Consider the following 26,712-nt stretch of genomic DNA (forward strand, 5'->3'; position numbering starts at 1 on the left):
TCTTTCTTAACAATTCCTTAATAATATAAACCCTACCCTTACTTCACTATCTCTGTCATTGGGAGGTAGTTCATGCGCCAGTTGTTCCATTGTCTTTCGCGTGTTTTTCTTGGTAGGAATTGTCTTATGTCGTCGATGTGAAATCCTACTTGTAATCTTTTTTCGTCTAGCATGATTGGGCTTCTTAAGAGTCTTGGGTGTTTATGAATTAATTCTAGTAATTCTTGAAGTGGAAGGGAGTCGATATCCACATTAAGTTCTTTGTATACCTTTGATCTAGTAGAAATTATTTCTTCTGTTCCTTCTACAGTTCTACTTAAGATTTGCTGTAATTCTGGAACCGTTAATGGTTCTTTTAATATATTTCGTTCCACAAAATCTATATGATTCTTTCTAAACCATTCTTTTGCTTTTCTTGTTGATGAGCATGCAGCACCATAAATCATAACAGACATAACCATTCCCCATTTCTATCTAAATTCGAAAACTTAGCGAGTTATTTTTTAACATACTGCTTAAAGACTTCTATAAATGGCATTGGAGAGGATTTCACCGTATATGAGTAAACGCCACGAGTCGTATGTAAGTAAAGAAGACCAGCTCCTTCACCACCTATTTGACGATAGGACATATCGAGCACTTCTTGGATGGGAAATTCACGATGGTAACTCGTGATTTTATCGGTGTAAAGACTTAGAAAGCGTGTATGCTCGATATCAATTTGCTCAAGGCTATTAACTTTGCGTTCTATCTTTATATATTCCTGTTCCGCTAATACTTCCACCAAATCCCTCCAAAGACTAAAGCTTATTAATCCATTAAACGATTTTCTTCTTCTAGGAATCTAATAAAGTGATTCATTGCGAATCCAGGTTGCTCTTTAACATTCTGGATATAACGATCTTTTACTGTATCTGTCACAACGTCACTTCTCTTGATGCGCTTGACTATAAAAGCTTCACTCACTTTAAGAATTTCTTTACGCTGATGCTTTGCCTCTTTTGATAGAGCAAATCCAAATGCTCCCATAACAGCGTAGAAAATTAGAGCTACAGTTGTTCGTGTATCCGGCATGATAACCAGCATGAAAAATAGATTTATTAATGAAAAAGTAATTAATGGAAATGCCCAAAATGAATATTTGGATACTTTTTTTATGAAAGGATAAATGGTGTCATTCAATTTATCTACTTCTTTTTTGATAAAACTTGGCATATCAGTCATTGGTAGATTCATGTCAATCCCACCTTTTTTTTAATTTTCTCTTTCTCTGAATATCATAATATATTTAACGAGCTCCAGTACGGCAATCAATGTGCTAGCTACATAGGTTAAAGCTGCTGCATTTAAAACCTTTTTAACGCCTCTCTCTTCTTGGTTTGTAATCATACCAAGCTCAAGTAACTTATTTCGAGCACGACTCGAAGCATCAAATTCTACTGGTAAGGTTATGAGTTGAAATATGACAGCTGCCGAAAATAGTATGATACCAATCCCAATTAAATTCAGCATATCTAATAGAAATCCAGCAATTAACAAGAATGGTGCCAGTTGCGAGCCAATATTCGCAAATGGGACAAACTTATGTCTAAGTACTAGCATGGAATAGTTATTGGCATGTTGAATCGCGTGCCCAACCTCGTGAGCAGCAACTGAAAGTGACGAAATAGAATTCCCTCGATAAACTGGCTCAGACAAACGAATTACTTTAGCGGTGGGGTCATAATGATCTGATAGGGCTCCTCTTCTGGAAAGCTCTATCCTTACATCTGAAAGCCCCTCACTATCTAAAATTCGTCTAGCCACCTCTACCCCTGTCATTCCAGATGAAGCCCTATTCCTGGAACCCTTGTTGAAATTACTCTTCACTTTTGCTTGTGCCCACATGGCAAGTCCAAAAGCGATAAGTATTATAAAATCCATTGGATGAAAGAACACGTCAGATCCCCCTGGTGTCTCATATTTCTATATATAAGGCTTGACAATATCCTCCCAGATTTATACATTAAATTATCTCCTCATAGTTATATACGATATAACTTTGTGTTTTGTTGCACATATTTAAAAATAATTTTATTTTTCTGGGTGTAACATGATTATAAAAAAATAATATGAACTGAATATGAACTATAAAAGACTAAAAAAATTTGTATAGATTTTAAGTGAATACTACTATTCATGAGATATAGCAGATGATTTATCATTAGTTGTTGAACTGAAAGTTGATGATGGGTATTGTGTTGAATTTTCTAAAATGATACAATATATAAAATTTTATATGTGTGACATGCAATGAAGAGAAGAGTAAATGAAATCAAGTCATGACAGAGAGCTCCAGATGCTGAGAAGGAGTATGAGTTATTTCATGGAAGCAAGCCTCTGAGCATCACGTTGGATTCTAGTTTGATGATGGCGTGACAGGAGCTCCTGTTAAAGAGCTAAAGTATAAGCATTTTTATTGCCGTACTTAAAGAGGTTAATATGGTGACATATTAACAAATTGGGGTGGCACCGCGAATATAAACAATTCAAAATCTCGCCCCCAAGACTAATGTCTGTCTTGGGGGTGGGATTTTTTTCGTTTGTTGATTTTACTTCTTTGAATAGGAGGTCTGTGATTGGTGATGAGAAAGATAGTGGATTACTGGAAATATCCTTCCATATTATTATTTGGAATGGGGATATCAAGTATTGGGTCATGGATATACTTTCTTGCATTAAATGTAATCGTATTTAATATGACTAGTTCTGCCCTTGCAGTATCAGCTCTTTATATTATTAAACCCTTAGCTACTTTATTTACTAACCTATGGGGTGGCAGCGTTATTGACCGTGTAAATAAAAAGTACTTAATGATCGTGTTAGAAATGATACAAGCAACTCTTATTGCTTTTTTACTCTTAACCATCCATTCATTATGGATCGTTTATGTACTTGTCTTTTTAATTAACATAGCTACTTCTCTCTATGAACCAACTTCTGTTAGCTATATAACAAGATTGATTCCAAGAGAACAAAGGCAACGATTTAATTCCTTAAGAAGTCTACTAGATTCAGGAGCATTTCTACTTGGCCCCGCGATTGCTGGGGTATTGTTTTTAAATGGAACACCCCTTTTTGCTATTATGATTAATGCAATATCTTTATACTTTTCTGCGCTTGTCACCTTTTTTATGCCTAATGTTGAAAAGCACAACCTAAACAATGAAACAACTCAAAAGTTATCATTAAGTATAGTAAAGGAAGACTTAAAATTAGTGTTACTATTTAGCCGTCGTTTCGTGTATGTTATGACTGTTTATTTTTTATTTAGTGTGTTTATCGTCATACAAACGGCTGTTGACTCACTTGAGGTAGCATTTGCAAAAGAGGTGATTTCTCTTTCAGACAGTGAATATCATTTCCTTGTAAGTATTGCAGGCTCAGGAATATTAATCGGTTCATTAATTAACGCCATTTTCACGAAAAAATTAGCTATTTCTTTTATTATTGGTATAGGATCATTAATGGTATCAGTTGGATACATTATTTTTGCGTTTTCTAATACATTTATGAGCGCATCCGTGGGAGTCTTTGTTTTAGCATTCTCACTTGCTTTTGCCAATACTGGCTTTTACACCTTTTACCAAAACAATATTCCAGTAGAGGTTATTGGTCGAATCGGAAGTTTTTATGGATTTTTGGAGGCACTGTTAATCATAGTAGTTACTTCTACATTTGCCGCTTTAACTATCATTTTATCTATTAAGTTAGTTGTTATTTTAGGGGCTATTTTTATGTTATTGCTAACGAGTGCTTTGCTATTCATTAATCTGCAGCCATCCAAGGGATCATACTATAAAACTGTTTCATGAAAGCATATGAAGGTGTACACTCAGGTTAGAAGTGCTTTTAGAAAAGTTTGGCGTTTTGGTGGTAAGCTTGGCTCGTGATCAAGCGGACTGGTTTTTGAAAAGAATATTTGCTAAAGATTAATAGAATTTAGGAGGAGAAAAAATGCAATTTGATTTTTACTTGCTGATGGCCATTTTATTTATTGGACTTATCATTTACGGTATATATGATACAAAAAAGAAAAACGAGGTCAAACTTGAAGAGATTAAATTAGAACGAGAAAAGATTGCTTTAGAACAAAAAAGAATAGACATAGAAAATCAATTAAAGTAATGTATTTTATTGCAGTTTACTTACCCTAGAGATAAGATTAGTCGAGTCATAATTTAAGAAACGCTCTGAGTTTTTGAACTCGGAGCGTTTTCTCACTGGAAGATTCTATTGTTAATTCTCTTTATATATAATTACCATTAAAAATTTAATCTGTTACATCTTTTACATAAATAGTCTTTTCTTACTGACGCAATGGAATATTCACTGTAAATGTAGAGCCTTTTCCTTCTTCACTATCAACCGTAATACTAAATTTATGGATGTTTAAAATCTTCTTTACAATAGATAATCCTAAACCATTTCCATCGACAGATCTATTTCTTGAACGATCCACTTTATAAAAACGTCCAAACAAGTTAGGGAGTGCTTCTTCCGGAATTCCAATACCAAAATCCCTAACACTCACTTTAATTTGACTAGAGGTTATTCGAATTATTATCTCCATAATACCTTCTTCGTCCGTATACTTAATGGCATTTGTAATTAAATTTAACCATACCTGTTCCATTAAGTCCTTATCTGCATAAATTTCTACAGGTTCTATTGACAATTGCATATCAATTTTCTTACCACTCCACAAGGGCTCTGTAGTTAACACAGAATTTCTAATTTGTTCATCTAAGCGATAGGACCTTGGATTATACGGATGATGTTCTGAATCCAATGAGGCAATACGTAGTAAGTTATCGCTTAATCGAGACATTCGCTCAATTTCCTGATAAATAATTTGTAAGTATTCCTTCTGGTTATCTTTAGGAACCACATCATCCATAATTGCTTTCGTAAAACCTTTAATTGAAGTTAGTGGTGACTGGATTTCATGCGAAACATTACTTACAAAATCAGCTCGCATCGCATCAATCTTTTCTATTTCTGCTGTCATATGGTTAAAACTATCAATCAACTCCCCGACCTCATCTTGATTCTTGCGGTTCGTTTTGTCGACGCGCACAGAAAAATCACCTTTTGCTATCTTACGCGCGGCATGGGTTAATTTTCGAATAGGATTAACCAAATACGTTGATGAAAGTAGAATTAATATACTACCTATTAATAAAACGATTACTAAGGAAATGAAAATACCTTGCTGGATATCCTCAAACTCATCCTCATAATCAATGCGAGTTATTAATGCAAACTTTCCACTAGATAGTTCGATGGGTACACCAATAATTCTTGCCGACCTGTTATTCCTATCTATTAATACCACTGGATCATCGAACGAGTGCCTCAGAATTTCCTCTACAACTTCTATCTTTATTGGGATTGATGTGTTACCCTGCTTTTCATATATTACATCTCTCCCATTTGTTATTAACACATCAAAATCCATATTATCAAAGTCATCCAACAATTTCGGAATACTTTCCGGTCCCGTCATTTGAATAACTTCAGCTAATCCAATTGATATTTTCGATAATTCTTCTCGGAAAATTTGCTCCTGATTTAAGGAGAATGGCGTCAGAAAGTAAGAAAGTAAAATACTGACAATAACGACACTAATAAACGTACCTACAATTTTTAAATAGAGGCTTTTAACCATGACTTTTCTCCAACCGGTAACCTAGGCCTCTTACAGTAGTTATGGCAATATCTTCATAATTCTCTAGTTGTTCGCGCAAACGTTTAATATGCACATCAACCGTGCGTTCGTCCCCTTCGTAATCATATCCCCAAATTTTTTCAATCAATTGATTACGTGTAAATATCTTCCCAGGGGAGCTTGCCAGGACAAATAAAAGTTCACATTCCTTCCTTTTTAGGGTAATTACTTTTTCACCCGATTGAACGGTAAGTCTGTCCTTATCTATGATTACTGAACCTACTTTCACCTTCTCTTCCACACTTATATTGTACCGTTTCAATAGTACTTCGACCCGTAGAATTAACTCAACCGGATCAAATGGTTTTACTAAATAATCATCCGTCCCAGCGCGAAACCCTTTTACTTTGTCTTGGGATTCACCTTTAGCAGTTACCATCAATATCGGAATATCTAGAAAGGATCGTATATCTTCCGTTAATTCATAGCCATCAATTTTGGGCATCATTACATCTACAATCGCTAAATCTATGGAATATTTCCCGAGGAGGTCTAATGCTTCCTGACCATCTGCAGCTTCAACCACTTTATAATTACTATTTTCTAAATATAGTCTAATTAATTTTCGAATGTGAGCATCATCATCAACAACAAGTACCGTATTCATCATCAATCACTTCCTATTATTATCTAATTTAAGTTTAGCGCAGGTCAATGAAACCGTAAAACTAGAAACCCTCATTTTTCCAAAAAATAATTATCAATATTTTTCCAGAAAAAACAAATACTATGACTAAACGATAAAAGGAGTGATTTTTATGATAAAAGGAATATCAGTTAAACTGTTTTTTACATTTTGCTTGGTTATTGTTCTTGTTGCTTGTACCAATGATAACGCGGGTGATAATAATGATAATAATAATGGTAATAATGGCAACAATGACAACATCTCTAGTATGAGCACAGATCAATCTAGCAATGACTATCCGGAAACACAACCAATTAAAACTCAGGATGCTAAATACGAATTTCGTGCTGCACCACAAAGGGGACAAACTCAAAATGGGGAAAATGTTCCGAATACGAATAATACACCAAATAATAAACAACAGCCTGCTCAACAACAGCAACAAGCACCACAACAAACGGAGAATCATGGACTTAGTCAATTTGAGAATGATGTCGTGACATTAACCAATAAAGAAAGAAGCCAAGCAGGTTTATCAGCATTACAAATTGATGCTAAACTAAGCCAGGTAGCTCGAGAAAAATCAAATGACATGCAACGCAATAGCTACTTTTCACATACAAGTCCAACCTATGGTTCTCCTTTTGATATGATGCGCGATCACGGAATTACGTATCGATCAGCAGGTGAGAATATTGCCCAAGGACAAACATCACCTGCAGAAGTTGTACAAGCATGGATGAATAGTCAAGGACACCGTGAAAATATCTTAAATCCAAACTTCACACATATTGGTGTTGGATATGAATCACAAGGACAGCACTGGACACAGATGTTTATAACAAAGTAATTACAAAAGCCTAGACGCCGTGAACTTATTCATGGCGTTTATTTTTTTATAAACTCTACCGTCAGTTGAATCCCATATATACTATCATTCAACTAATAGTTGATAGGCGAATGAACCCTCCTGTGCTATTCTCTAATTAACAGAGCGCACTGTTTAAACTATTACGGAGGTTCATTTAATGTTAAATAGCCAATTAATCGGATCGTATATTTCTAAACTAAGAAAAGAGAAAGACTTAACCCAAGTAGAATTAGCGGACAGACTAAATGTTAGCCACCAGGCTGTATCTAAATGGGAAAAAGGAGATTCTGTACCGGATGTTGGTACATTAGTGTTACTAGCAGATGAATTTAATATATCTGTTGACGACATTTTAAATGGTGGTAAAAAAGGTGATAAGTCATTTAAAAATGTTGGATCAATTGTTTATAACATTGCTAAAAAAGATACCAATAAAGCTGCAGAATTATTGAACACAGGGGAAACAGAGGTAGATGACCTTATATCAATCGCTCCAGTGCTAAAGACAAGTTCATTAGATCATGTAACGAAAAATCTGGACGATAAAAAATTTACCATTAAACATATCGTTCAATTGGCTCCATTCTTGAGTGAGGATTCACTTGAAGAACTTTTTAATAAGATAAGTGACGATGATTCCTATTCTATTAAGGACATTGTCCATCTAGCCCCATTTTTAAGAAGTGAGCTATTAACAAAGCTTTTAATGGAAAAAAGAGATTCACTAAGCATCGGAGATATCGCACATCTCGGCCCTTTTATTGGTGGAGATATGGATGAACTTATTAAAGAGATTCCTTTAAAAGATATCCGATTTGAATTTATCATGGGGCTCGCACCTTTTGTATCAATTGATGTTTTGAAATCCCTTGTAGAAAAGGCAATGGATGAGGAAATTTCCTTTAATAAAATCGTTGCTGTCGCTCCGTTTCTTGATCAAGAAACGACCGACCAACTCGTATTACGTATCAATGATCAAAAGGCAGAAAGTCATCAATTATCTGCACTAGCACCTTTCGTCAGTAAAAATGTACTTCAAGAAATTGCTAAGTCAGTTGAAATAGATAACCACACCTTAGTTACCATTGCACCATTTATTGGACACAACGAACTTGAAAGATTAATAGAAGAAGCTGATTTAAATGAATTAAGCCCAAATGCTTTAGCGAATCTTGCACCTTTTCTTAGCCAGGAAACTTTAGTAAAACTAATAACAAAGATTAAAAACTGAAAGGAGCAGCCAGTTCATTCTGGCTGTTTTTTTATTTCTTAAAAAGTTTCGGGACTTTTTTTGTGTACAATCGTCTTTATTAGTACAATCGATTGTAAAGCTAAAGAGAGGTGAAAGCCTTGAACGGGAATATGGATTATCCCATCTATATCCACACCCTAAGTCGCGACGAAGCAATGGAGTGGATTATGGATGAGTATGGGGAAAGTTTAAAACGTTTTATATATACCTATGTTAAAAATAAAGCTCAAACCGATGATATCTTTCAAGATGTCCTTTTTACAGTTTATCAAAAGATAGATACCTATCAAGGTCGTGCGTCCTTCAAAAACTGGTTATATCAGGTTACAGCAAATAAATGCAAGGATTATTTACGTTCTCCCTTTCATCGGATTTTCATATGGAAGGAAGAGATAACAGGAGTAGTTTCTGATTCAACTCCCGAAACTAGGTATCTTCTCGACGAACAGAAACGATCGGTAATAGAAGCTATTCTTAAACTTCCAATTAAATATCGCGAAGTACTTGTTTTGCAGTACTATAAAGAGTTTAGTATTCAAGAAATTAGCGATTTATTGAAAGTAAATCCATCGACGATTAAGACCAGAATTATGCGGGCCAAGGAAAAGCTGAAAGATTTGTTAAAGGAGGATTTTCTCAATGAGTAATCTTTCAAAAAAAGACTTTGAAGCCTATTTCGGAAAGAATTCTTTATACTCTGAGGAAGATAAGAAAAAGTTCTTTAATCGAGTTAATAAAACAAGTCGCAAAAGACATCTCATACCACAACTATTAACAGCAGCATTACTGTTAGGCTTTCTAGCAATCGGAATTTCCTTGATAAAAGATGGTTCCTTATTGCTTACACCTGGTGATAAATCTTCTCATGAGTTAGAAATTGAATTAGAGGAGATGTATTCATTAGCTGAAATAGAAAAGTATTATGAGGATTTGACGCCTGGACTAGCTAGAGCAAGTGAGCTTGGATTAGTCACGAATATCAATAAGACCATTCCAATTAAAGATGGCTACAAGATTCATATTGACAGAATCTGGTATACATCTGAAGATATTCACATGTACTATAGCATTGAGCTACCTGGAAGAAGAACAACTTTTCAAGATGGAATACCAACCATTTCTAACATTCAAATCCTAGAGGATCCAGACGCTCAGTACCAAGAGTTAAATTTCGATACGTATGATATCCATGCGGTAACATTTAACAATCGAATATATGACCATGTAGCATTACCACCATTATTAAATGACGATTTAGAACCAATAAGTAAATTAGAAGAGTTAGTAGCAGTAAAACTTACAGCAGCTTTACCTAACGAGGATTATTATGAATTAGACGAAGTTCAAATCCCGATTAACTATGATCAAGGTAATGAAAGTAAAATTTCTACACCTATTGACGAGACAATCCCATTCCCCGGGGGAACAATTAATCTTCATACATTTGAGATGGGCACTACTAAAAATCGGATGTATGGAACCGTTGAGCTAGAAGACGATATTAACATATTAAATGGAGATGGAACAATTGATATCGGTGGGGATAATCCATTAATCTCACTTTACTTTTATAATGAAGACCCAGATAGTAATACAATTATTATGGAATCAGAAGCTTTTAATCAAGTTCCTGATGATATTACGATTACCATCAATAATATACACTTATATGGAAACGACTCCTATCAGTTTTCCATTGATATTTCAGAACTTAACGATTCAGCCACCCTGCCTAGAAAGGATATGCGCCAAAAGATTACTGAAATTAAAGACACCACTATCTTTTTAGATAGAGCATCATATACAGAAGATGGACTGCAATTCACTATTGTTTATGAGGCTAAAAAAGAAAATCAACCGATTGAATTAGCAAGCTATTCCATAAACGAATACCTTGGTGAAGAGAGTGCAGATTTCCCAAATTTAATAACCGCTAGGAATAATAACGGGGATATTGGAAAAGTTCTCGGAGGAAGCATAGCTGAAGGAATCTTCTCCCAAACTTATTTAAAAAGTTTTGCCGAATCCTCGGAATATATCGATGTTACCATGGAGAATTTATTGTACCTTGTCCGAGTTGATGAATCGGTTAACATTAAGCTTATAAATGAATAGCGAAAAGCCCTCTAATTGAGGGCTTTTCATCTCGATTTAGTATAGTATTCCTATGACCTAGTCTATGATTCTAGTTGTTTTCAGTATTATTTGAAACGTCCTAATTGTGAGCATTCTTATAAAAAATATAGTACTTTACAGTTTATCCCACAAATCTCTTTGTGGGATTAATTATAATTGCTTTTATATTGGATTGGATTTTTCCTTTGTTATTACATGTAGGCAAATAGCAGTAAAGATAATACCACTGATTAAATTACCAACAGTAACTGGTATTTGATTCCATAACCACAGAATATGTAGTACGGGTAAGTTAGCTTTCTTCTCTGCAGCAATTGCAATTGATTGAATGACTTCATTAGGTTTTATGTAATCCAATTTAATTTCCTCCCAAAAAGGAAATTTTTATTAATTTTATATAGGGAGGAAATTTTCACCTGTGAATAATGTCACAGATAAGTAGCGAAAATGCTTTGCGTGCAATATTGTTTAAAATAAAGTCAAATAGTAGTACTACCAGTGTTATTGGTATGACCAATACTTACTTTTTCTTTTTTGCTTTTATGATAAAGGTTGTTGGAAGTAGCTTCGCCTTTTCAACAGAATACCATCTTAGATGGTTATCCTCTGGAACAACATCTGGCAAAGCTACGTCATCTATAACTTTTTCAATCTCAAATCCTACTCCAATTAGTGTATTGATATAAGTAGTTAATTTCCGGTGATAGATAATAACGGAACGATTCCATGCTTCATTAAATTCTGGTCCTTCGATTAGATAGGATTTTTCCAAAACAAACTTGGAATCCTCACGCTTCATACGGTCATGCATAGGGTGCTCCCAACTGAAGATAAAGATTCCACCTGGTTTTAAGTAGCTATGAATGTTAGCCAGTGTTCTCTCTAAATCCACTGTCCAACCAAGCGCATAAATGGAATAGGCAATATCAAAGTAATTTGTTGGTAGGCCAGGGTTTTCTTCCATTGGAGATTCGAACAAATTCACCTTTACTTGTTGCTCCCTAAGCAATTCAGTTGCAGTCTCAATTTGTTTTGTTGTAAGATCTATTCCCCAAAGTTCTTCTGCCCCTTTATTTCCCATGTACTGTAGTGAATGGCCGCTTCCACAACCAATATCAAGTACTTTTTTACCCTGTATTTTACCAAAAAGGTTTAGGTCATCTTCAGTTGGCGCAAGTGGTCCAAATTCAGGAAGGGCAGTTCTTCCAAAAAAGCGTTCGGCGGACTTTTCCCATCCATCTTTATTGATTTGAAGCATTTCTAGTGTTTTCACTCCGTTACCCCCAAATACTTGTTTCTAATATTCTAACAAATAGTTACAATGAAGGAAAAGTTATTTTGTTGCAACCAAAATCCAATTCCGTATGTCTAACATTAAAAAACAAAGAAACAAGGTGGTTGCCATGCATAATGTAAAACCTGAATGGGATTTTGAATTGATTTTAACAGAGTATGGCGAGAAGTTAATTTATATTGAATCGAGGGCCAAATAATGAGAAGCCATTGGCTAGTATTTTTGTTAATAATCTTGGTAAGCCTTTATGGTTGTAGCAACACAGAAATGGATTTGGATTCGACCACAAGAATTGACATAGAATTTACTACAGGCGAAAATAAGATGATTATTGAGGAAGATACAATCAATCTTTGTACATCAATCTGGAAAAAAATACAATGGAATCTGGAAGAGGGAAAGCCGGAAGAGATGGAACCTGTAAAGTTAACTCTATTTATTTTAACCGATAAAGATATGCCCGAGAGACTTTACGAGTATTCCATTTGGTTTACAGAAGCCGGTGCTATAATTTTGGATCATGAGACAGCTAGTTTGGGAAGACTTGAATTAGATTCAACAGTAGAACTAAAGAAAATTCTGGAAAATTATTCGAAACCTGGTGTATAGAATGTTACAATTACTTTAAAAGCTAAATAGGGGGAAATAATTTGAAACTTATTTTAGTGTCTATCAGTGGATTCCATGTTGGGGACATGTTAGTACAATTATTCTTTTTCCTTTTTATCTTATTAATGGTTGTTTTAGTTATATCCTTAATACTTTCCTCTAAAAAACGTAAAAACAAACTGGATAGATTGGAAGAAAAAATAGATTCACTTCACTCCAAAATCAACAAGTAGGTTTATTTTACCATTTTGCCACTTATGACTAATGAACGATTACCTAAAGGTTGTTTTAGGCTACAATAGAAATAGGCATGGTAAGTCGTTAGGGTGGGATTTTCACTCCCCTCTGGATCCAATTTATTGGTGAAAGGAGGGGTGCCTTTGGAGAATTTAGTAATATCAATTTTGATGTTACTAGTTGCAGCGGGTTCATTTTTGATATCTTTGCTGGAGTTCGTAAGGCGGTTAATTGACGATAAGATTAACAAAAAGTGAACCCCCACCCGTGACGGCTAAATCACTATAGGGTGAGGGTTCTTCTGTTCATTTTTCAATTGTAAGGTGTTCAGAGGGGATTCCACACCTGAACTTCTAACCATGCGGGGCCGGGGATGTACGGTAGCATCCTCGGTTCATTTTATGCTGATTTTAGTCACATTATACCCACAACTTCCTCAAATGTCTACACCTCTTACTATTTCTAAAATAACTAACACCCACTTAATAATAATATTCAAAATATTTATGATATAATTTTTATAAAGTATTTTAGGGGGAAGAATTGTATGAGAAGTTTGGAAGAAGTTATAGGAGAATATTACAATAGCTGGAATAATGGTTTTAGATTGAAGCAAGATGATGGAGTTAGAAGCTTTATGTCAAGAAGTTTTACTGGATACTGGGCTTTTTCTGGTATTGAAAAACCGGAAGAATATGACTACAACTATGATATTATTTCAGTCTTAGAACAATACGACGAATCAACACATAAAGAATTCGAAATTATCTCCACAACAACACGAAAGGGTGGAAAGAATTATTTAATCTTTGGTACGGAGACTAGCACGATCCAAGGGCAGCTACACAGGGCTAAATGCATGTATATCTGGGAAATTGAAAATGGGGAATGGAAATTAGTTAGGGAATATATTGAAATGGAGAATTAACGGAACGGTGATTGTTTAAAACTTATTATGGAACTTTTGGCTCTAACAATAAGTCCGACTAAATAATGAAGGTAGTAGAAAATGATGAATAAATTAGATCAAGCAATTTCACTAAGAAAACAGAAAAAGTTAACCGAATCCAATGTACTAATGGTAGAACTTGTGGAAAGACACCCAAATAATCCAGAGATAAATTATCAGTGTGCATGGAGTTTTGATGTATTGGGTGAGGAAGCAAAAGCTGTACCCTTTTATGAAAAGGCTATTGAATTAGGTTTATCTGGTGCAGAATTAGAAGGAGCCTTACTCGGGTTAGGTAGTACATACCGTACACTTGGAGACTACGAAAATTCAAAAAGAACGTTTGAAAAAGGAATAGAAGCATTCCCTAGAAATCGCGCATTTCAAGTCTTTTATGCGATGACTATGTATAACTTAAAGAAACATGACAAGGCAATGGAGTTATTGTTGAATTGCTTAATAGAAACCACTTCAGATAAAGACATTTTGAACTACGAGAAGGCAATTCGGTATTATGCGGATAAGTTAGACCAAGTATGGTAGCAAATAAAAAGAATCCTCACTAGTGCTATCAATAGCACTAGTGAGGATTTTATTTTCTCTAAAAAGAAATTCCTGCTTTCATTATCTTTTTTTACTGGGTGGCAATCTCTAATACGATTTGCGTATAAACCGCTCCGGAAATTAGAATCTCTTCTCAAGGAGAATAACATCTCTCCATATTTCATCTAACTGTGCAATTTTTTCGCGAAACCCAACCTCACGAAAGCCAAACTTCTTATGCAATGTAATGCTTGCTAGGTTTTCAGGAAAAATACTAGATTGTAGCATCCAACAACCACTATCTTTAGCGGATTCCATGATAATGTTCATTAACTTAGAACCAATGCCTTTTCCAGCATGATCCGGATCAATATAAATACTTAGTTCAAGTACACCTCGATAAACCGAGCGGCTTGAATATGGTGTTAGAGCACTCCATCCAACTATAGCTCCATTTTCAGTAGCAACGAATCGGCTATGTGATATATGATTTGCATTCCAAGCTTCCCAGCTCGGGGTTTGTGTTTCGAAAGTAGCATTTTTAGTTCGGATACCTTTTTCATAAATTTGCAGTACCGCATCTCCATCTTCATTTCTCATTGGACGAATCAATATATGGTTATCATTCAAAGACATATTCAAAGAAGGATTAACAGCCACAGCTTCCATCTCCAAATCCATGAACACTAACTATTTGTAATTGATTTTTCGGTGCTAAATTTACTTTACACACTCCTGTTTCTGGCAGTTCTAACTCAACTTTTTTGGCTGCTTCTAGGTCACCAGAAATATACGCAACAATGGAACGAACTTGTTCATAACCAGTTGTCATAAGGAAGGTAGGTGCACGTCCATAACTTTTCACACCAGCAATATAAAAGTTATGTTCCGGATGACGCAATTCTTCCTCTCCATGAGGTCTAACCGTTCCACAACTATGAAGGTTAGGGTCTATTAAAGGAGCAAGTTTTGGCGTACTTTCAACGGCCGAATCCACTTCTAAACGTAGTTCCGTTAAGAAAGAGAAATTTGGTCTCGCCCCAGTATTAACAATAATTTCATCTACACCATGTACTTCAATACCTTCTGTAGATAGAATGTTATACCCTTCATCACCTTGCTCAATAGCTTCCACGTAAAAGTTTGAAAATAGATGTACTACACCATTGTCTACGATGTTGTGCGTTTTTGTTCCAAGTGCTCCTCTCGCTGCTAAGGTGTCACTTTCTTCTCCACCAAATGCTTCCTGCGCCCGTTCTTTCCGTACTACCCATGAAATTTTTGTTTTTGGATATTGTTCCTTTACATGAGATAAGTCAATTAGCGTATTTAACGCTGAATGCCCACTTCCAATAACTGCAATATGCTTATTTTTATATTTCTCTTCTTCCGCTTTAATGTTAGGAATGGTTGTAATGACGCGTTTTTTTAAATCCTCATCTCGCCATACACCATCAGCAAACGGAGGATTCGGATTATTCCATGTTCCACTAGCATCAATAATTGCTTTCGCCTCTAGCTTCTTTGTTTTGCCATTTGTTTTAGCATAAATAACAAACGGACTTTCTTCACGGAAAGAAGATTTCATTTTATCTTTGTTTATTCTTGTAATCGCAATTACCTCTGTAAGGAGAAGAATTTTCCCTGAAAACTGGGGAAGTGATGATAATGGTTCAAGGTATTCCTCCACGATTTCCTTCCCAGTAGGAAGTTCATCTGCTGCAGGCTCTCTCCAATCCGTAGTATGTAGTAGTTTTTTTGCAGCCGAATTGATGTTATATTCCCATGGTGAAAATAATTGTATATGCCCCCATTCTAAAAGGTTACTTCCTACTCTCCCTCCTTTTTCTACTACTAAGAAGTCCTCATTTCGTTCATAAAGATGCGCTGCTGCAGCTAGCCCAATCGGCCCTGCCCCGATAATCACAGTAGGTAAATGGTTCATGATTTCATCCCCCTTGAATTTAGCAACCACAAGTTACATTTGTTTTATCACCGTTATCTGATCTTCGGAACAAACAACATAACTCTTCCGAAAGTATATGGTTCATGACCTCATTGTTTATGGAGTAATAATGTAAAGTCCCCCTCTTTTCTCGTTGGATTAGACCTGCCTGCATAAGAATTTTCAAATGATAGGAAAGCTTTGATTGCGCCATGACCATTACTTCTTCAAGGTCACAAACACATATTGATTCTTCTTTGGAATCTGCTAACAAATTAAGGAGTTTGAGTCTCTTCTCATCAGCCAATGCCTTAAATATTTTTTCGTATTGCTGGAAAGTAGCTTGTAATTCCTGTAGATTTGTTGCCATTTCCATCCCTCCTCTCTTACATCAAATATTTTTGATATTTACAGTATATATCAATTTATTTTGATGTTCAATCCCTAAATCAAATTTATTTGATGCTTAGAACAGAGGATTTCATCTTAACGGTAACGAATTAATTGATAACTAGAAAATTAGTATCATATATTTTACAAATAACTATTAGAGAAGAGGGAGTTCATGGATATTCTTGTCTTAGGAGGAACACGGTTTTTAGGTAGATTTATTGTGAGTTATGCACTGGAAAAGGGACATCAGGTAACACTTTTTAATCGCGGAAATAATCAAGATGTTTTTCCTGATTTAGAACAGTTAACAGGTGATCGCTTTAGAGACCTAGATGTATTGAAGGGGAGGAAATGGGATGCGGTGATTGACACATCAGGTTTTATTCCTCATACAGTAGAAAATTCTAGTAGAGTTCTTCAAGATGCGTCTCATTACACATTTATTTCTAGCTGTTCCGTTTATAAAAACCATTATGACCCGGGGACAGACGAGAATGATGTGGTATTAAGCTTATCCCAAGAAAAACTAGCTGAAATTACTAAAACTGCAGATGGTCCTCTATACGGAGAATATTATGGACACCTGAAAGCTATGAGCGAAAAAACAATTGAAAAGTCATTTCCAGGTAAAGTATTGAACATTCGTCCAGGCCTAATAGTCGGACCCTACGACTATACAGATAGATTTTCCTATTGGATAAAACGTGTTGCTGAAGGTGGCGAAGTGCTAGCACCAGGTAGGCCAGAACGTTCCATTCAATTTATCGATGTTCGTGATTTAGCGAAGTGGACAATCGAATTAGTTGAGAAGAACGTATCTGGAACGTTTAATGCCATTGGACCAGATTATGAATTGTCCATGAAGAGTTTTCTAGAAGAGTGCAGAAAGGTTTCAAATAGTGAAGCTACATATACTTGGGTTCCAGAAAAATTTTTAATGGAAAACAAAGTTGGTCCATGGGGTGAAATGCCATTATGGATACCGGAAGAATTCCCATTAGAAGAGGGAGGCAAGCCTTGGAAGGGATTTATGGCATTTTCCAATAGAAAGGGTATTACAAATGGATTAACATTCCGCCCTATTTCAGAAACAATTCAAGCAACCTTGGAATGGGAGAATCTCCGGTCTGGTGAAGAAGATAGGAAGGCCGGAATGAGGGCAGAACGCGAGCGGGAACTGCTACGATTATTTAGACAAACTGTCAGATGAATTCGCAGGAGCTTGGATATTTCCAAGCTCCTTTGTTTATAAACAAAACCTTAGGAAAGGCTATCTCCCTACCACACGACATATTTTACCTATTATTGGAAAAGCTAGTATGTAGATTGGAAGGAGACCCTTTTATGAAAAAATATCGTAACAAACTTCTATTCGCTGCTCCAATAATGATGTTATCTATAATGTCTACTGGTTACTTGAACATCGTACAAGCCAATAAGACGAGTCAACATAATGAGTCCATTTTTGAATTGGTTGGTGATGTTGGTGAACAACATGCTAGTAAAAAAGGTCTAACAACATCTGTAAATGAAACCTTAACAATAAATGACCAAACGATACTGATAACCGAAAGTCTCTATGATGGATCCAGTATTCACATAGCCTATATCATTACGTCTCACAACAAAAAAGAGGCTACATTAACAAATAGATTCTTAGACGAGATTATATTCACGAAAAATGGAGCACCTCTTACTATTCATCGTATGAGTGCTGGTGGTGAAGTATTAAAAAGTGGGGACTATGCAGGGACAATGACCATTGATTTTTACGACAATATCCCTGATTCCTTTATGTTAGGCATGACGTCACCCGAGAAGGATTCCGCAAAGATTGAAATCCCTATAACACTAAAAGGTGTAACCAAATCCTTCGCTATCCATGAAACCAAAAAGAAGGGCGATAAGGTTATTACATATGATGAAATTAACTTTTACCCGACCGGAACCGAAATACAAGTACAAAATATAATTCAGGAAGAACAAAAACATTTTCATATAGATTTAAACTTAAAAGTAACGGATGAAAAGGGGCGTATACTTCAACCTATAAGGGGTGGAAGCTCATCTGAGCCTTTAAAGAACGGGAAGATTAAGGTCAATACTAGCTATTTTTTTGAACCTTTAGATCCAATACCAGAGTCGTTACTCATTCAACCGTATCAGGTTGACCTGCACACTTATAAACCCGAAAATGCACGAAAGAAATGGGAAGGAGAGCCATTCACACTTTCCCAAGGTGATGCCGGTACACTAACCGTTTTAGATGTTAAAGCAGAAAAAGACCTTCTCATCGTTACTTACGAAATAAACGGAGAACAAGATTTTCAACAGGCAGCTACTATTTGGGTTGAAAATAAAGAAGGGAAACTACACTCAGGTAATTATCCACCAAAACAACTACGTAAAAATACGTTCCAGCTTACTTTTTCAACCACAGATACTATAAGTGAGCTCTATATCAGCACAGCGAAGTTACGTCCTTTGAATTATGTTAAGGAACTAGAAACTACTGTAAAGTTTAAGAACTAGAGTATTTCAAACAAAAGAATATCTCCATAGTGGAGCACCTAAAATAATGAATTTATTTTAGGTGCTTTTTAATTCTAAAAAAGTTGAATTATAAATTCTAATAATATAGAATATTAGACAAGATAATAACGAGGTGATACTTGTGGATGTATTGCATTTTACTAGTAGGAAAAGAACAACTTATCAAATCAAATTAGAATACTCTCTCTTATGGGAATGCGCCTTAGGGATAGCCGCCATTACAAATACACCCATTATGAACACACTAGAAAAACCACTAGATTATTGGAGTAGTATTAAAAGCAATTTACCCGCAGATCTATTACACGAATTGGATTATGTAGAAAAGAATAACACGTGGAAAGCACTACTTCAGTTGCTCCACATGAAAAGATTTAAAGATTTAAAGGAGTTTGCATGTTATATTCAAGAGCTTCCTGAGGATAACCTGAATTTTTTCTGTCTTCCATTCATTGGATATGAGTTTCAGGATTTGCGAAATAAAGTAGCTTTAGGGAATGATTCCGCTACTTCCGAAATGAAAAGGCTAACAAAAGACAATCCATTTTTCCCTCAGTATATAGATTATATCTGTATGGTAGATTCTACTTATCTGAAAGAACACCTCATAACGGTTATGGTGGGATGGTATAAAGCAGTGATTAGGAAGGATTCTGATGAACTTCAAACCATGTTACAAACGGATTATGAAATGAAAAAGGATATGCTAAACAGCATGGAGCCCGAAGCACTGGTTGAATGGGCAACTGGCGGGATAAGCTACATGCCTGAACCAAGTGTGAATCATGTGTTACTAATTCCCCAATATGTTTACCGGCCATGGAATATTGAAGCTGATATAGAGGGTACAAAAGTGTTCTACTATCCGATTTCAAATGAAAGTATCTCCCCAGATGATAGATATATGCCTGACCACTTTATGGTTCTAAAGTATAAGGCTTTAGGAGATGAGGCTCGAATGAGAATTGTTAAATTGCTGTTTGAAGAAGGACGTACACTACAAGAAATTACCGATCATCTAGATCTCGGAAAATCTACCGTCCACCATCATCTTAAGATTCTTCGTTCTGCCAAGTTAGTGGAAATAGTAGATTCAAAGTACTCTCTTAAGAAAAAGACAATGGAATTTCTAGCAGAGGAACTAAATCTCTATCTAAATAAGTAAGGAGAATATATGGTGAATAATCGCTCTAGCTTTCGATCCATTTGGCTAGGCAATGCCACTTCTGAGCTAGGAGGGGCTTTGTTTACTGCCTGTAATTCCATCTTAATCTATCAACTTACCGGTTCGGCTACAGCACTAGGATCTGTCTGGCTGGTTTATTACATACCATCGTTCTTGATGCAGCTCTTCATAGGACCCTATGTCGACCGCTGGAGTCGTAAATGGATCATGATTAACTGTCAATTTGTACGTATGATCTTAGCCTCAATTTTGTTGATATCAATATATTTAGATACCTTCACAATTGCCTTCATCTTTCTGGTACAGGTCATTGTTGGTGTGATTATGCCGATATTTGCTCCTGCAAACCAGGCTATCTTACGTACTGTTATAGAAAGAGAGTACCTTTCTAAAGCAAATGCATCTCTAGATAGCACCCGCCAAGTAATGGTCATTATGGGACCAGTAATTTCTGGGGTATTTGTAGATTATTTAGCGGTGGAATGGGTTCTTCTAATTATTACGGTTGCCTTTCTATTAAGTTCCGTCATGTTACTAACGGTGAATGAGGACTATCAACGAATAACAATCAGAAAACCCTGGATTCATGAATTTCGTGAAGGTCTTCACACCTATTTTAACCATAGATTACTAGTTTGGCTTGGGGTGTTTTTTGGTTTTGTACAATTTGGAGTTGGGGTGACAGTCGTCACCACGCTTCCTTTTATTACGGCTACCCTGGATCAGTCTGTCTTCTCCTATGGAATATTTATGGCTGGTTTTCCAATTGGTTATTTAATCGGTGCCTTCATCCAGAATCGACTAAGTAACTTAGATGGAGTGGGAATTCTTTTCACTGCCCTTTTCATTGGTGGTTGTACCTATCTCTCTTTAGGTATCACACCATGGTACGTACTTGCTGTTGGTACAGAGATCATTGCAGGTATCGTTATCGCCATATTCAACATTTATAACATCACACTGATACAGCAAGTCATCCCTAACCATTTAATGGGAAAAGTTACATCGGTACGGTTATTAATTATGCGAACCATGATGCCGCTTGGTATCTTGTTTGCAATGGTTACCGTTCCTTTTATAGCAATCCGATTTCTGTATGTATTGATTGGTAGTGTAATTTGCATTACCGCTCTTGGTGGTTATTTATATTTAAGAAATAAAAATCTGATGGCAAGTAAAGTTTAAACATTTTATGTGCGATAACTATATAGGGTATGTCGTCTAAATAGATAGATTGATAGAATAACAGAGGGGTCGTTTAGTTATGGACCGAGAAAAAATAATCACCGATTGGTTTTACCAATACAGTGATGAAATCTATAACTTCCTCATCTACCGACTTGGGGAAGCCGATGTTGATGATTTAGTACAAGAAGTGTTTATCCGGGCAATGAACGGATTATCTAGCTTCCAGGAAAATGCTAGTCCAAAAACATGGCTATATAGCATCGCCAAAAACTTAGCCATAGATGAAATCCGTAGAAGAAACCGAAAAAAGTGGAAATCCCTTATTCCTTTTTCCTCACACCATGAACCAAGAAACGACGTAACACCAGAGCTATTACTTCATCTTAATGAGGAAAACAAAGAACTCTATCATGCTATTCTCTCTTTAAAGTCTGGATACAAGGAAGTGCTCTTATTAAGAGGAATAAGTCAATTTTCCGTCACAGAGACTGCTGAGATTTTGGGGTGGAGTGAAAATAAAGTTCGCTCAACCTATCATCGCTCGAAAAAGGCATTAAAAACAAGATTAGGAGGTAACTTCCATGAGTAAAGACAAACTGGAAAAGATGCTAGAAACAATGCCACAAACTAATCTTACTCCTGAGAAGAAAAAGCAAATGCTGGACTCCGTCATGCAACATAGTGGAAAGAGCAAAGGATTATATATGATATTTTTCATCCTCCTATTATTGGTAAATTCTTATCTTTACTACCTACTTTATAGGAACTTTGCACATTTCGTGCCCTGGCATCCTCATTATATAGTTGACATAATTTATGTGTTACTGTTCTTTATAGCTGTTATTCCAGTATCTGCATTTTTATCGGAGAAACTTGCTATATACGCCATAAAGAAGGGACTAGGAAATGGCAAATACTTTAAAATATTTATTACTGTGATTATTATTGTTCCTATACTTTTATTCACGTTTATGATTTTCAATGATTATAGGGAAAAAGGGTTGGAAGATGTCATTGGTTTTAACACAGCAAATGTTGATTACATCATCATTAATGATGATGTAAAAACGGATAAAATGGAGCATGCAGAAGCCTTAAAGGATTTTTTAAGTCAATATCGAGTTAAGAAGATGAAGGATCGTGAGTGGGATGGTGATGTTTCAAACGAAAAGGGCTTTCGTATCACTATCTATTCAAACGGAAAACCTATTTCAGCTTCCATTTATGAGAATCACCTACACTATAAAAATAGTGGTGAGTATTATAAGGTGTTAAATGGACCGATTGATATGGAATGGATTGAGGAATTTCAACAATAAGAAATTAGGATGTTATTTTATAAAATATAAATACACCTATGACATATTACCATAGGTGTATTTTTTCAATATAAGAATTAACTATTCTCCCGTTTCCGCAAATCGCTTAATACGCTCCCCAATCTCATCACGAACACGACTAAATACTTGCCACTTCTCCTCATCTGTTCCTTCAGCTTTCGCAGGATCATCAAATCCCCAATGTTCTCTTCTCACATGTGGTGGTGTCATTGGACAACGGTCAGCAGCATCACCACACAGTGTAACAGCCATTGTTGTATTATTTAAGTATTCACTATCAATCATTTCAGATTCTTGGTCAGAGATATCTATCCCCACTTCCGTCATTGCTTTCACCGCACTTGGGTTTAAACCATGTGCTTCGATTCCAGCACTTCTTACTTCCCACTCGTCTCCTAGAAGTTTTTTAGCCCATCCTTCTGCCATTTGGCTTCTACAAGAATTACCCGTACATAAGAAATAGATTGTCTTTTTAGCCATGATGATTCTCCTTTATTAAAATATAGTTAGTGTTAAATATAGACCTAATAAGGTGATAAACAGGATTGGAATGGTTAGTACGATACCTGTTTTGAAATACGTTCCCCAAGAGATTTTTACACCTTTATTCGATAAAACATGAAGCCATAATAGCGTTGCTAATGAGCCGATTGGAGTAATTTTCGGACCCAAGTCGGAACCAATAACGTTTGCGTACACTAATGCTTCTCGAATAACTCCTGTTGTATCTGTTTCGGCAATTGCAATCGCATCGATCATAACAGTCGGCATGTTGTTCATAATGGAAGATAGGATTGCCGCAATGAATCCCATTGAAATCGTTGTAATAAATAATCCTTGTTCTGCAGCAAGCTGAATTACTTCTGCTAACAGGTCTGTTAACCCTGCATTTCGCAAGCCAAATACAACCACATACATTCCAATCGAGAAGAACACAATATTCCATGGAGCTCCCTTAATAACTGCCATTGTATTAACTACTTCACTTCTTCTAGCAACTAGTAGGAAGAAAATCGCTATAACCCCAGCAACAATAGATACTGGGAGATTAATAAACTCACTAATAAAGTAACCAATTAATAAGACTGCAAGTACATACCAAGACATGTTGAACATTTTTTTATCTCGTATTGCCTCTGATGGTTGCTTTAGTTGTGATATATCATAATTCCTTGGGATACTTTTTCTAAAGTAAATTAATAGAACCGTAATGGTTGCAACCAATGAAAAGATATTTGGTATAAACATTCTCATCGCGTATTCTACAAATCCAATATTAAAGAAGTCTGCAGAGACGATGTTTACTAAGTTACTAACCACAAGTGGTAAGGAAGTTGTATCCGCGATAAAACCACTGGCCATTATAAATGGAAATACCATTTTTTCTTTAAAGTTCAAGTTACGAACCATCGCCAAAACAATCGGAGTAAGTATTAGTGCAGCTCCATCATTAGCGAAAAACGCCGCTACAATGGCACCGAGGATACTGACATAAACAAACATTCTAATTCCGTTACCTTTAGCAGCCCTTGCCATATGTAGGGATGCCCACTCGAAAAAGCCAATCTCATCTAATATCAACGAAATAAGTATAATGGCAACAAATGCCAATGTCGCATTCCAAACAATTCCTGTTACTTCCATAACATCTTGAAAATCAACGACTCCCACTAATAGTGCCAGGATCGCTCCGCCACAGGCGGACCACCCAATATTTAATCCTTTTGGCTGCCAAATGACTAATATAAGCGTTGCCAAAAAGATAAGTATTGCTAGTATAACCGTTGCTGACAAAGTTGTTCCCCCTTAAGTTAACAACAAGAAATTCTTGTTCCTTGTTCTTCTAAATCTTTTAATTTATCATCTTGACTAGGCAACTGTTCGAGAATCTGTTGAATAAATGGATAATACTCATTCGATTTATTAATTGAGTAAAATATCCACTGTCCTCTACGTTCTTCTTTCACCAATCCTAAGTCTCTTAATTTACGAAGATGCTGACTTATAGATGGTTGACTTGTTTTGAAAATCGCTACAAATTCACATACACAACAATCATGCTTATCCAGTATTTTCATCATGGCCAAGCGAGTTTTATCTCCCAATAACTTTAAAATGGTTGCAGCTTTTTCCAGTTCAATGGTTGTTTTTAGCATAACTTTTCACCACCTAATGTATTCGCCCATTAGTATATAATGATATGCTTATATATACAATAGATAATACTTGAATATTGCATAGGATTAAATAAACGTAAAAAGAGCTTACAAGTAGTAAGCCCTTTTATCTTTATCTCCGAAACACCCGATCCCCATCATACGAATACACTGACAACTTATCATCTACATAAGTCTCCATGTACACCTTCCGACCCCACAACTGATAAAGATAAGGCAGCACATTTTCCAAATAGTGTAGATCAAGCTCTGTCCCTTCATACCCATGCACTAAATACAATTCTCCATTACGCATATAGTCACCATCTACAACCGTAATATATGGAAACCCTCCGTTAACACGCATAGAAACTAATTGGTCTCGAATATTCTCATAATCTTTATCAGAAATCCGATAATATGCACCTTGTTTCTCAAATAAATACATATCCTCTTGCTCAACCAAATCCTTTGTGAGGTAGTTGCGAATAAAAGAGATGTCAGATTCAATTTCCCGTACTTCAAACATCTTTTCTCTCCCTGAGCCAGGTTTGACTCCTCTTGCCTTCATTTCTTCTGTTGGGTTGTTATAACGTTCTTCTATATCCTCAAAGATTTTTAATCCTAAATAATATGGGTTAATCCGTTGTTTAGATGGCTGCACAACGCTTGAGTTTAACTTTGCAAACTCAACTGTTTCACTAGATGTTAAATCCAATTCACGCATGATTCGTTGATGCCAGTACGAAGCCCAGCCTTCGTTCATGATTTTCGTTTCAAGCTGAGGCCAGAAGTACAACATTTCCTCCCGCATCATGGTTAGAATATCACGCTGCCAGTCTTCAAGCTCCCTACTGAATTGTTCAATAAATAGCAGAATGTCTTTTTCTGGTTTGGGGGGGAACTTTTTTCGGCGTTTTACTCTTGGCTTTGTATCTTCTGTTTTATCGTCCAACCCCCATAAATCATCATAAGGAGATTTTGCTTTCTTCATCGGCGACTCCTCTTCATCCCAAACATAGGCTGGTAGCTTAGGACGAACAATCGATGGGTCAATATGCTCTTGGATGGCTAGTACTGCATCTAAAAACGTTTCTACTTCTTCTTTTCCATGTATTATTTCATACTCGGCAATTCTTTCAGCAGTTGCAGTCATACTTTCAACCATATCTCTTCTTGTATTGGAGAAGCGCACATTGTTTTTAAAGAAATCACAGTGTGCTAGAACGTGTGCAATAATAAGTTTGTTTTGTATTAAGCTGTTTGTGTTTAACAAAAACGCATAACAAGGATCAGAATTAATTACTAATTCATAAATTTGGCTTAAACCTAAATCATATTGTAGCTTCATTCGATGAAATTGTTTTCCAAAGCTCCAATGGGAGAAGCGCGTAGGCATTCCGTATGCACCAAATGTATAAATGATTTCTGAAGGACATATTTCATAACGCATCGGGTAAAAGTCCAACCCAAAACCTTCTGCAATTTCCGTAATTTCCGCAATCGCTTTATGAAGCTCTTTTGTATCTGTCAATGATGATCCCTCCATGTGTGCTTTTTACAGTTTATGAGCTAAAAGAGGAATGATGAACATGATACCATAATAAACTAAATCGTAACGGTTCCTATTTACAAATCGTAATCATTACGATATAATCATTT

General features: G+C 35.9%; 32 protein-coding genes and 1 other annotated feature. Of the genes, 17 read left to right on the top strand and 15 right to left on the bottom strand.

What is annotated here, in order from left to right; translation table 11 throughout:
- Window positions 1-38: 38 nt before the first annotated feature.
- The 4 genes from TY11_RS04510 to TY11_RS04525 are packed head-to-tail and all read right to left on the bottom strand — an operon-like array spanning window position 39 to window position 1,938.
- Window positions 39-455 (bottom strand): Spx/MgsR family RNA polymerase-binding regulatory protein, encoded by a 417-nt coding sequence (locus TY11_RS04510; RefSeq protein WP_042143344.1) that lies wholly within the window; start codon window positions 453-455, stop codon window positions 39-41.
- A 41-nt stretch (window positions 456-496) separates the two neighbouring features.
- On the bottom strand, window positions 497-784 hold the full coding sequence (locus TY11_RS04515; RefSeq protein ID WP_042143346.1) for a hypothetical protein: 288 nt from the start codon (window positions 782-784) through the stop codon (window positions 497-499).
- A gap of 26 nt (window positions 785-810) precedes the next feature.
- The gene (locus TY11_RS04520; protein WP_042143350.1) at window positions 811-1,236 is read right to left on the bottom strand and encodes a YwnF family protein; all 426 of its coding nucleotides are present in this window, start codon (window positions 1,234-1,236) and stop codon (window positions 811-813) included.
- 18 nt (window positions 1,237-1,254) lie between these two features.
- Complete coding sequence (locus TY11_RS04525) at window positions 1,255-1,938, bottom strand: zinc metallopeptidase (RefSeq protein WP_042143352.1); 684 nt, start codon at window positions 1,936-1,938, stop codon at window positions 1,255-1,257.
- 345 nt (window positions 1,939-2,283) lie between these two features.
- Window positions 2,284-2,547, top strand: a binding site (T-box leader).
- A gap of 77 nt (window positions 2,548-2,624) precedes the next feature.
- Here TY11_RS04525 and TY11_RS04530 point away from each other — a divergent pair.
- Window positions 2,625-3,854, top strand: a complete 1,230-nt coding sequence (locus tag TY11_RS04530) for an MFS transporter (protein ID WP_042143433.1) — start codon at window positions 2,625-2,627, stop codon at window positions 3,852-3,854.
- Between the two features lie 142 nt (window positions 3,855-3,996).
- Window positions 3,997-4,167 carry a hypothetical protein gene (locus TY11_RS20380; RefSeq protein WP_155982667.1) on the top strand — a complete coding sequence of 57 codons (171 nt, stop codon included), beginning with the start codon at window positions 3,997-3,999 and terminating at the stop codon, window positions 4,165-4,167.
- 181 nt (window positions 4,168-4,348) lie between these two features.
- Here TY11_RS20380 and TY11_RS04535 read toward each other — a convergent pair whose 3' ends face one another.
- Together TY11_RS04535 and TY11_RS04540 are read right to left on the bottom strand one after the other, a co-directional pair.
- A complete protein-coding gene (locus TY11_RS04535; RefSeq protein WP_042143354.1) occupies window positions 4,349-5,710 on the bottom strand; it encodes a sensor histidine kinase in 1,362 nt (453 codons plus the stop codon).
- On the bottom strand, window positions 5,703-6,377 hold the full coding sequence (locus tag TY11_RS04540; RefSeq protein ID WP_042143435.1) for a response regulator transcription factor: 675 nt from the start codon (window positions 6,375-6,377) through the stop codon (window positions 5,703-5,705). The genes TY11_RS04535 and TY11_RS04540 overlap by 8 nt, the downstream gene beginning before the upstream one ends.
- Before the next feature lie 154 nt (window positions 6,378-6,531).
- Between TY11_RS04540 and TY11_RS04545 the strand changes: the two genes are divergently transcribed.
- From TY11_RS04545 to TY11_RS04560, 4 genes are all read left to right on the top strand, one after another.
- Window positions 6,532-7,248, top strand: a complete 717-nt coding sequence (locus tag TY11_RS04545; RefSeq protein ID WP_369797387.1) for a CAP domain-containing protein — start codon at window positions 6,532-6,534, stop codon at window positions 7,246-7,248.
- A gap of 178 nt (window positions 7,249-7,426) precedes the next feature.
- Window positions 7,427-8,500 (top strand): helix-turn-helix domain-containing protein, encoded by a 1,074-nt coding sequence (locus TY11_RS19775; RefSeq protein WP_052345723.1) that lies wholly within the window; start codon window positions 7,427-7,429, stop codon window positions 8,498-8,500.
- Between the two features lie 110 nt (window positions 8,501-8,610).
- The gene (locus TY11_RS04555; RefSeq protein WP_369797385.1) at window positions 8,611-9,168 is read left to right on the top strand and encodes a sigma-70 family RNA polymerase sigma factor; all 558 of its coding nucleotides are present in this window, start codon (window positions 8,611-8,613) and stop codon (window positions 9,166-9,168) included.
- Window positions 9,161-10,636 (top strand): hypothetical protein, encoded by a 1,476-nt coding sequence (locus tag TY11_RS04560; protein ID WP_042143359.1) that lies wholly within the window; start codon window positions 9,161-9,163, stop codon window positions 10,634-10,636. Before TY11_RS04555 ends, TY11_RS04560 begins: the two co-directional genes overlap by 8 nt.
- Window positions 10,637-10,819: 183 nt before the next feature.
- Here TY11_RS04560 and TY11_RS04565 read toward each other — a convergent pair whose 3' ends face one another.
- On the bottom strand, window positions 10,820-11,014 hold the full coding sequence (locus TY11_RS04565; protein ID WP_042143362.1) for a hypothetical protein: 195 nt from the start codon (window positions 11,012-11,014) through the stop codon (window positions 10,820-10,822).
- Window positions 11,015-11,177: 163 nt separating this feature from the next.
- On the bottom strand, window positions 11,178-11,930 hold the full coding sequence (locus TY11_RS04570; protein ID WP_197025055.1) for a class I SAM-dependent methyltransferase: 753 nt from the start codon (window positions 11,928-11,930) through the stop codon (window positions 11,178-11,180).
- 219 nt (window positions 11,931-12,149) lie between these two features.
- Here TY11_RS04570 and TY11_RS04575 point away from each other — a divergent pair, with 219 nt between their 5' ends.
- From TY11_RS04575 to TY11_RS04595, 5 genes are all read left to right on the top strand, one after another.
- Complete coding sequence (locus tag TY11_RS04575) at window positions 12,150-12,560, top strand: hypothetical protein (RefSeq protein ID WP_052345724.1); 411 nt, start codon at window positions 12,150-12,152, stop codon at window positions 12,558-12,560.
- 41 nt (window positions 12,561-12,601) lie between these two features.
- Complete coding sequence (locus TY11_RS04580; protein WP_042143364.1) at window positions 12,602-12,793, top strand: hypothetical protein; 192 nt, start codon at window positions 12,602-12,604, stop codon at window positions 12,791-12,793.
- 174 nt (window positions 12,794-12,967) lie between these two features.
- Window positions 12,968-13,054, top strand: coding sequence for a putative holin-like toxin (locus TY11_RS21170; protein WP_491630653.1), 87 nt, complete (start codon window positions 12,968-12,970; stop codon window positions 13,052-13,054).
- A 290-nt stretch (window positions 13,055-13,344) separates the two neighbouring features.
- Window positions 13,345-13,725 (top strand): hypothetical protein, encoded by a 381-nt coding sequence (locus TY11_RS04590; RefSeq protein WP_042143369.1) that lies wholly within the window; start codon window positions 13,345-13,347, stop codon window positions 13,723-13,725.
- Window positions 13,726-13,806: 81 nt separating this feature from the next.
- Window positions 13,807-14,289 (top strand): tetratricopeptide repeat protein, encoded by a 483-nt coding sequence (locus tag TY11_RS04595; protein WP_042143372.1) that lies wholly within the window; start codon window positions 13,807-13,809, stop codon window positions 14,287-14,289.
- A 141-nt stretch (window positions 14,290-14,430) separates the two neighbouring features.
- Here TY11_RS04595 and TY11_RS04600 read toward each other — a convergent pair whose 3' ends face one another.
- The 3 genes from TY11_RS04600 to TY11_RS04610 are packed head-to-tail and all read right to left on the bottom strand — an operon-like array spanning window position 14,431 to window position 16,604.
- Complete coding sequence (locus TY11_RS04600) at window positions 14,431-14,949, bottom strand: GNAT family N-acetyltransferase (RefSeq protein WP_231495776.1); 519 nt, start codon at window positions 14,947-14,949, stop codon at window positions 14,431-14,433.
- On the bottom strand, window positions 14,939-16,234 hold the full coding sequence (locus tag TY11_RS04605) for an NAD(P)-binding domain-containing protein (protein WP_052345725.1): 1,296 nt from the start codon (window positions 16,232-16,234) through the stop codon (window positions 14,939-14,941). The genes TY11_RS04600 and TY11_RS04605 overlap by 11 nt, the downstream gene beginning before the upstream one ends.
- Window positions 16,235-16,253: 19 nt before the next feature.
- Window positions 16,254-16,604, bottom strand: a complete 351-nt coding sequence (locus TY11_RS04610) for an ArsR/SmtB family transcription factor (RefSeq protein ID WP_081755825.1) — start codon at window positions 16,602-16,604, stop codon at window positions 16,254-16,256.
- 195 nt (window positions 16,605-16,799) lie between these two features.
- Between TY11_RS04610 and TY11_RS04615 the strand changes: the two genes are divergently transcribed.
- The 6 genes from TY11_RS04615 (at window position 16,800) to TY11_RS04640 (ending at window position 22,873) form a co-directional block, all read left to right on the top strand.
- Entirely contained in the window at window positions 16,800-17,837 is a 1,038-nt protein-coding gene (locus TY11_RS04615) for an NAD-dependent epimerase/dehydratase family protein (RefSeq protein ID WP_042143378.1), read from the top strand.
- 134 nt (window positions 17,838-17,971) lie between these two features.
- Entirely contained in the window at window positions 17,972-19,159 is a 1,188-nt protein-coding gene (locus tag TY11_RS04620; protein ID WP_042143382.1) for a DUF4179 domain-containing protein, read from the top strand.
- Window positions 19,160-19,301: 142 nt separating this feature from the next.
- Window positions 19,302-20,345 carry an ArsR/SmtB family transcription factor gene (locus tag TY11_RS04625; protein ID WP_042143384.1) on the top strand — a complete coding sequence of 348 codons (1,044 nt, stop codon included), beginning with the start codon at window positions 19,302-19,304 and terminating at the stop codon, window positions 20,343-20,345.
- Window positions 20,346-20,357: 12 nt separating this feature from the next.
- Entirely contained in the window at window positions 20,358-21,551 is a 1,194-nt protein-coding gene (locus TY11_RS04630) for an MFS transporter (RefSeq protein WP_052345726.1), read from the top strand.
- A gap of 79 nt (window positions 21,552-21,630) precedes the next feature.
- The gene (locus TY11_RS04635) at window positions 21,631-22,143 is read left to right on the top strand and encodes an RNA polymerase sigma factor (protein WP_042143388.1); all 513 of its coding nucleotides are present in this window, start codon (window positions 21,631-21,633) and stop codon (window positions 22,141-22,143) included.
- Window positions 22,136-22,873: a hypothetical protein gene (locus tag TY11_RS04640; RefSeq protein ID WP_042143390.1), complete on the top strand. Its 738-nt coding sequence runs from the start codon at window positions 22,136-22,138 to the stop codon at window positions 22,871-22,873. Before TY11_RS04635 ends, TY11_RS04640 begins: the two co-directional genes overlap by 8 nt.
- A gap of 81 nt (window positions 22,874-22,954) precedes the next feature.
- On the opposite strand, the gene arsC is transcribed toward TY11_RS04640, so the two are convergent.
- The 4 genes from arsC to TY11_RS04660 all read right to left on the bottom strand — a co-directional run bounded on the left by arsC (window position 22,955) and on the right by TY11_RS04660 (window position 26,599).
- Entirely contained in the window at window positions 22,955-23,374 is a 420-nt protein-coding gene (gene arsC / locus TY11_RS04645) for an arsenate reductase (thioredoxin) (RefSeq protein ID WP_042143392.1), read from the bottom strand.
- Between the two features lie 15 nt (window positions 23,375-23,389).
- A complete protein-coding gene (locus TY11_RS04650) occupies window positions 23,390-24,688 on the bottom strand; it encodes an arsenic transporter (RefSeq protein WP_042143394.1) in 1,299 nt (432 codons plus the stop codon).
- A gap of 17 nt (window positions 24,689-24,705) precedes the next feature.
- Entirely contained in the window at window positions 24,706-25,050 is a 345-nt protein-coding gene (locus TY11_RS04655) for an ArsR/SmtB family transcription factor (RefSeq protein WP_042143396.1), read from the bottom strand.
- Window positions 25,051-25,183: 133 nt separating this feature from the next.
- On the bottom strand, window positions 25,184-26,599 hold the full coding sequence (locus TY11_RS04660; RefSeq protein ID WP_042143398.1) for a SpoVR family protein: 1,416 nt from the start codon (window positions 26,597-26,599) through the stop codon (window positions 25,184-25,186).
- Between the last annotated feature and the right edge of the window lie 113 nt (window positions 26,600-26,712).

This window comes from Paucisalibacillus algeriensis (assembly GCF_000577245.1).
Lineage (GTDB): Bacteria > Bacillota > Bacilli > Bacillales > Amphibacillaceae > Ornithinibacillus.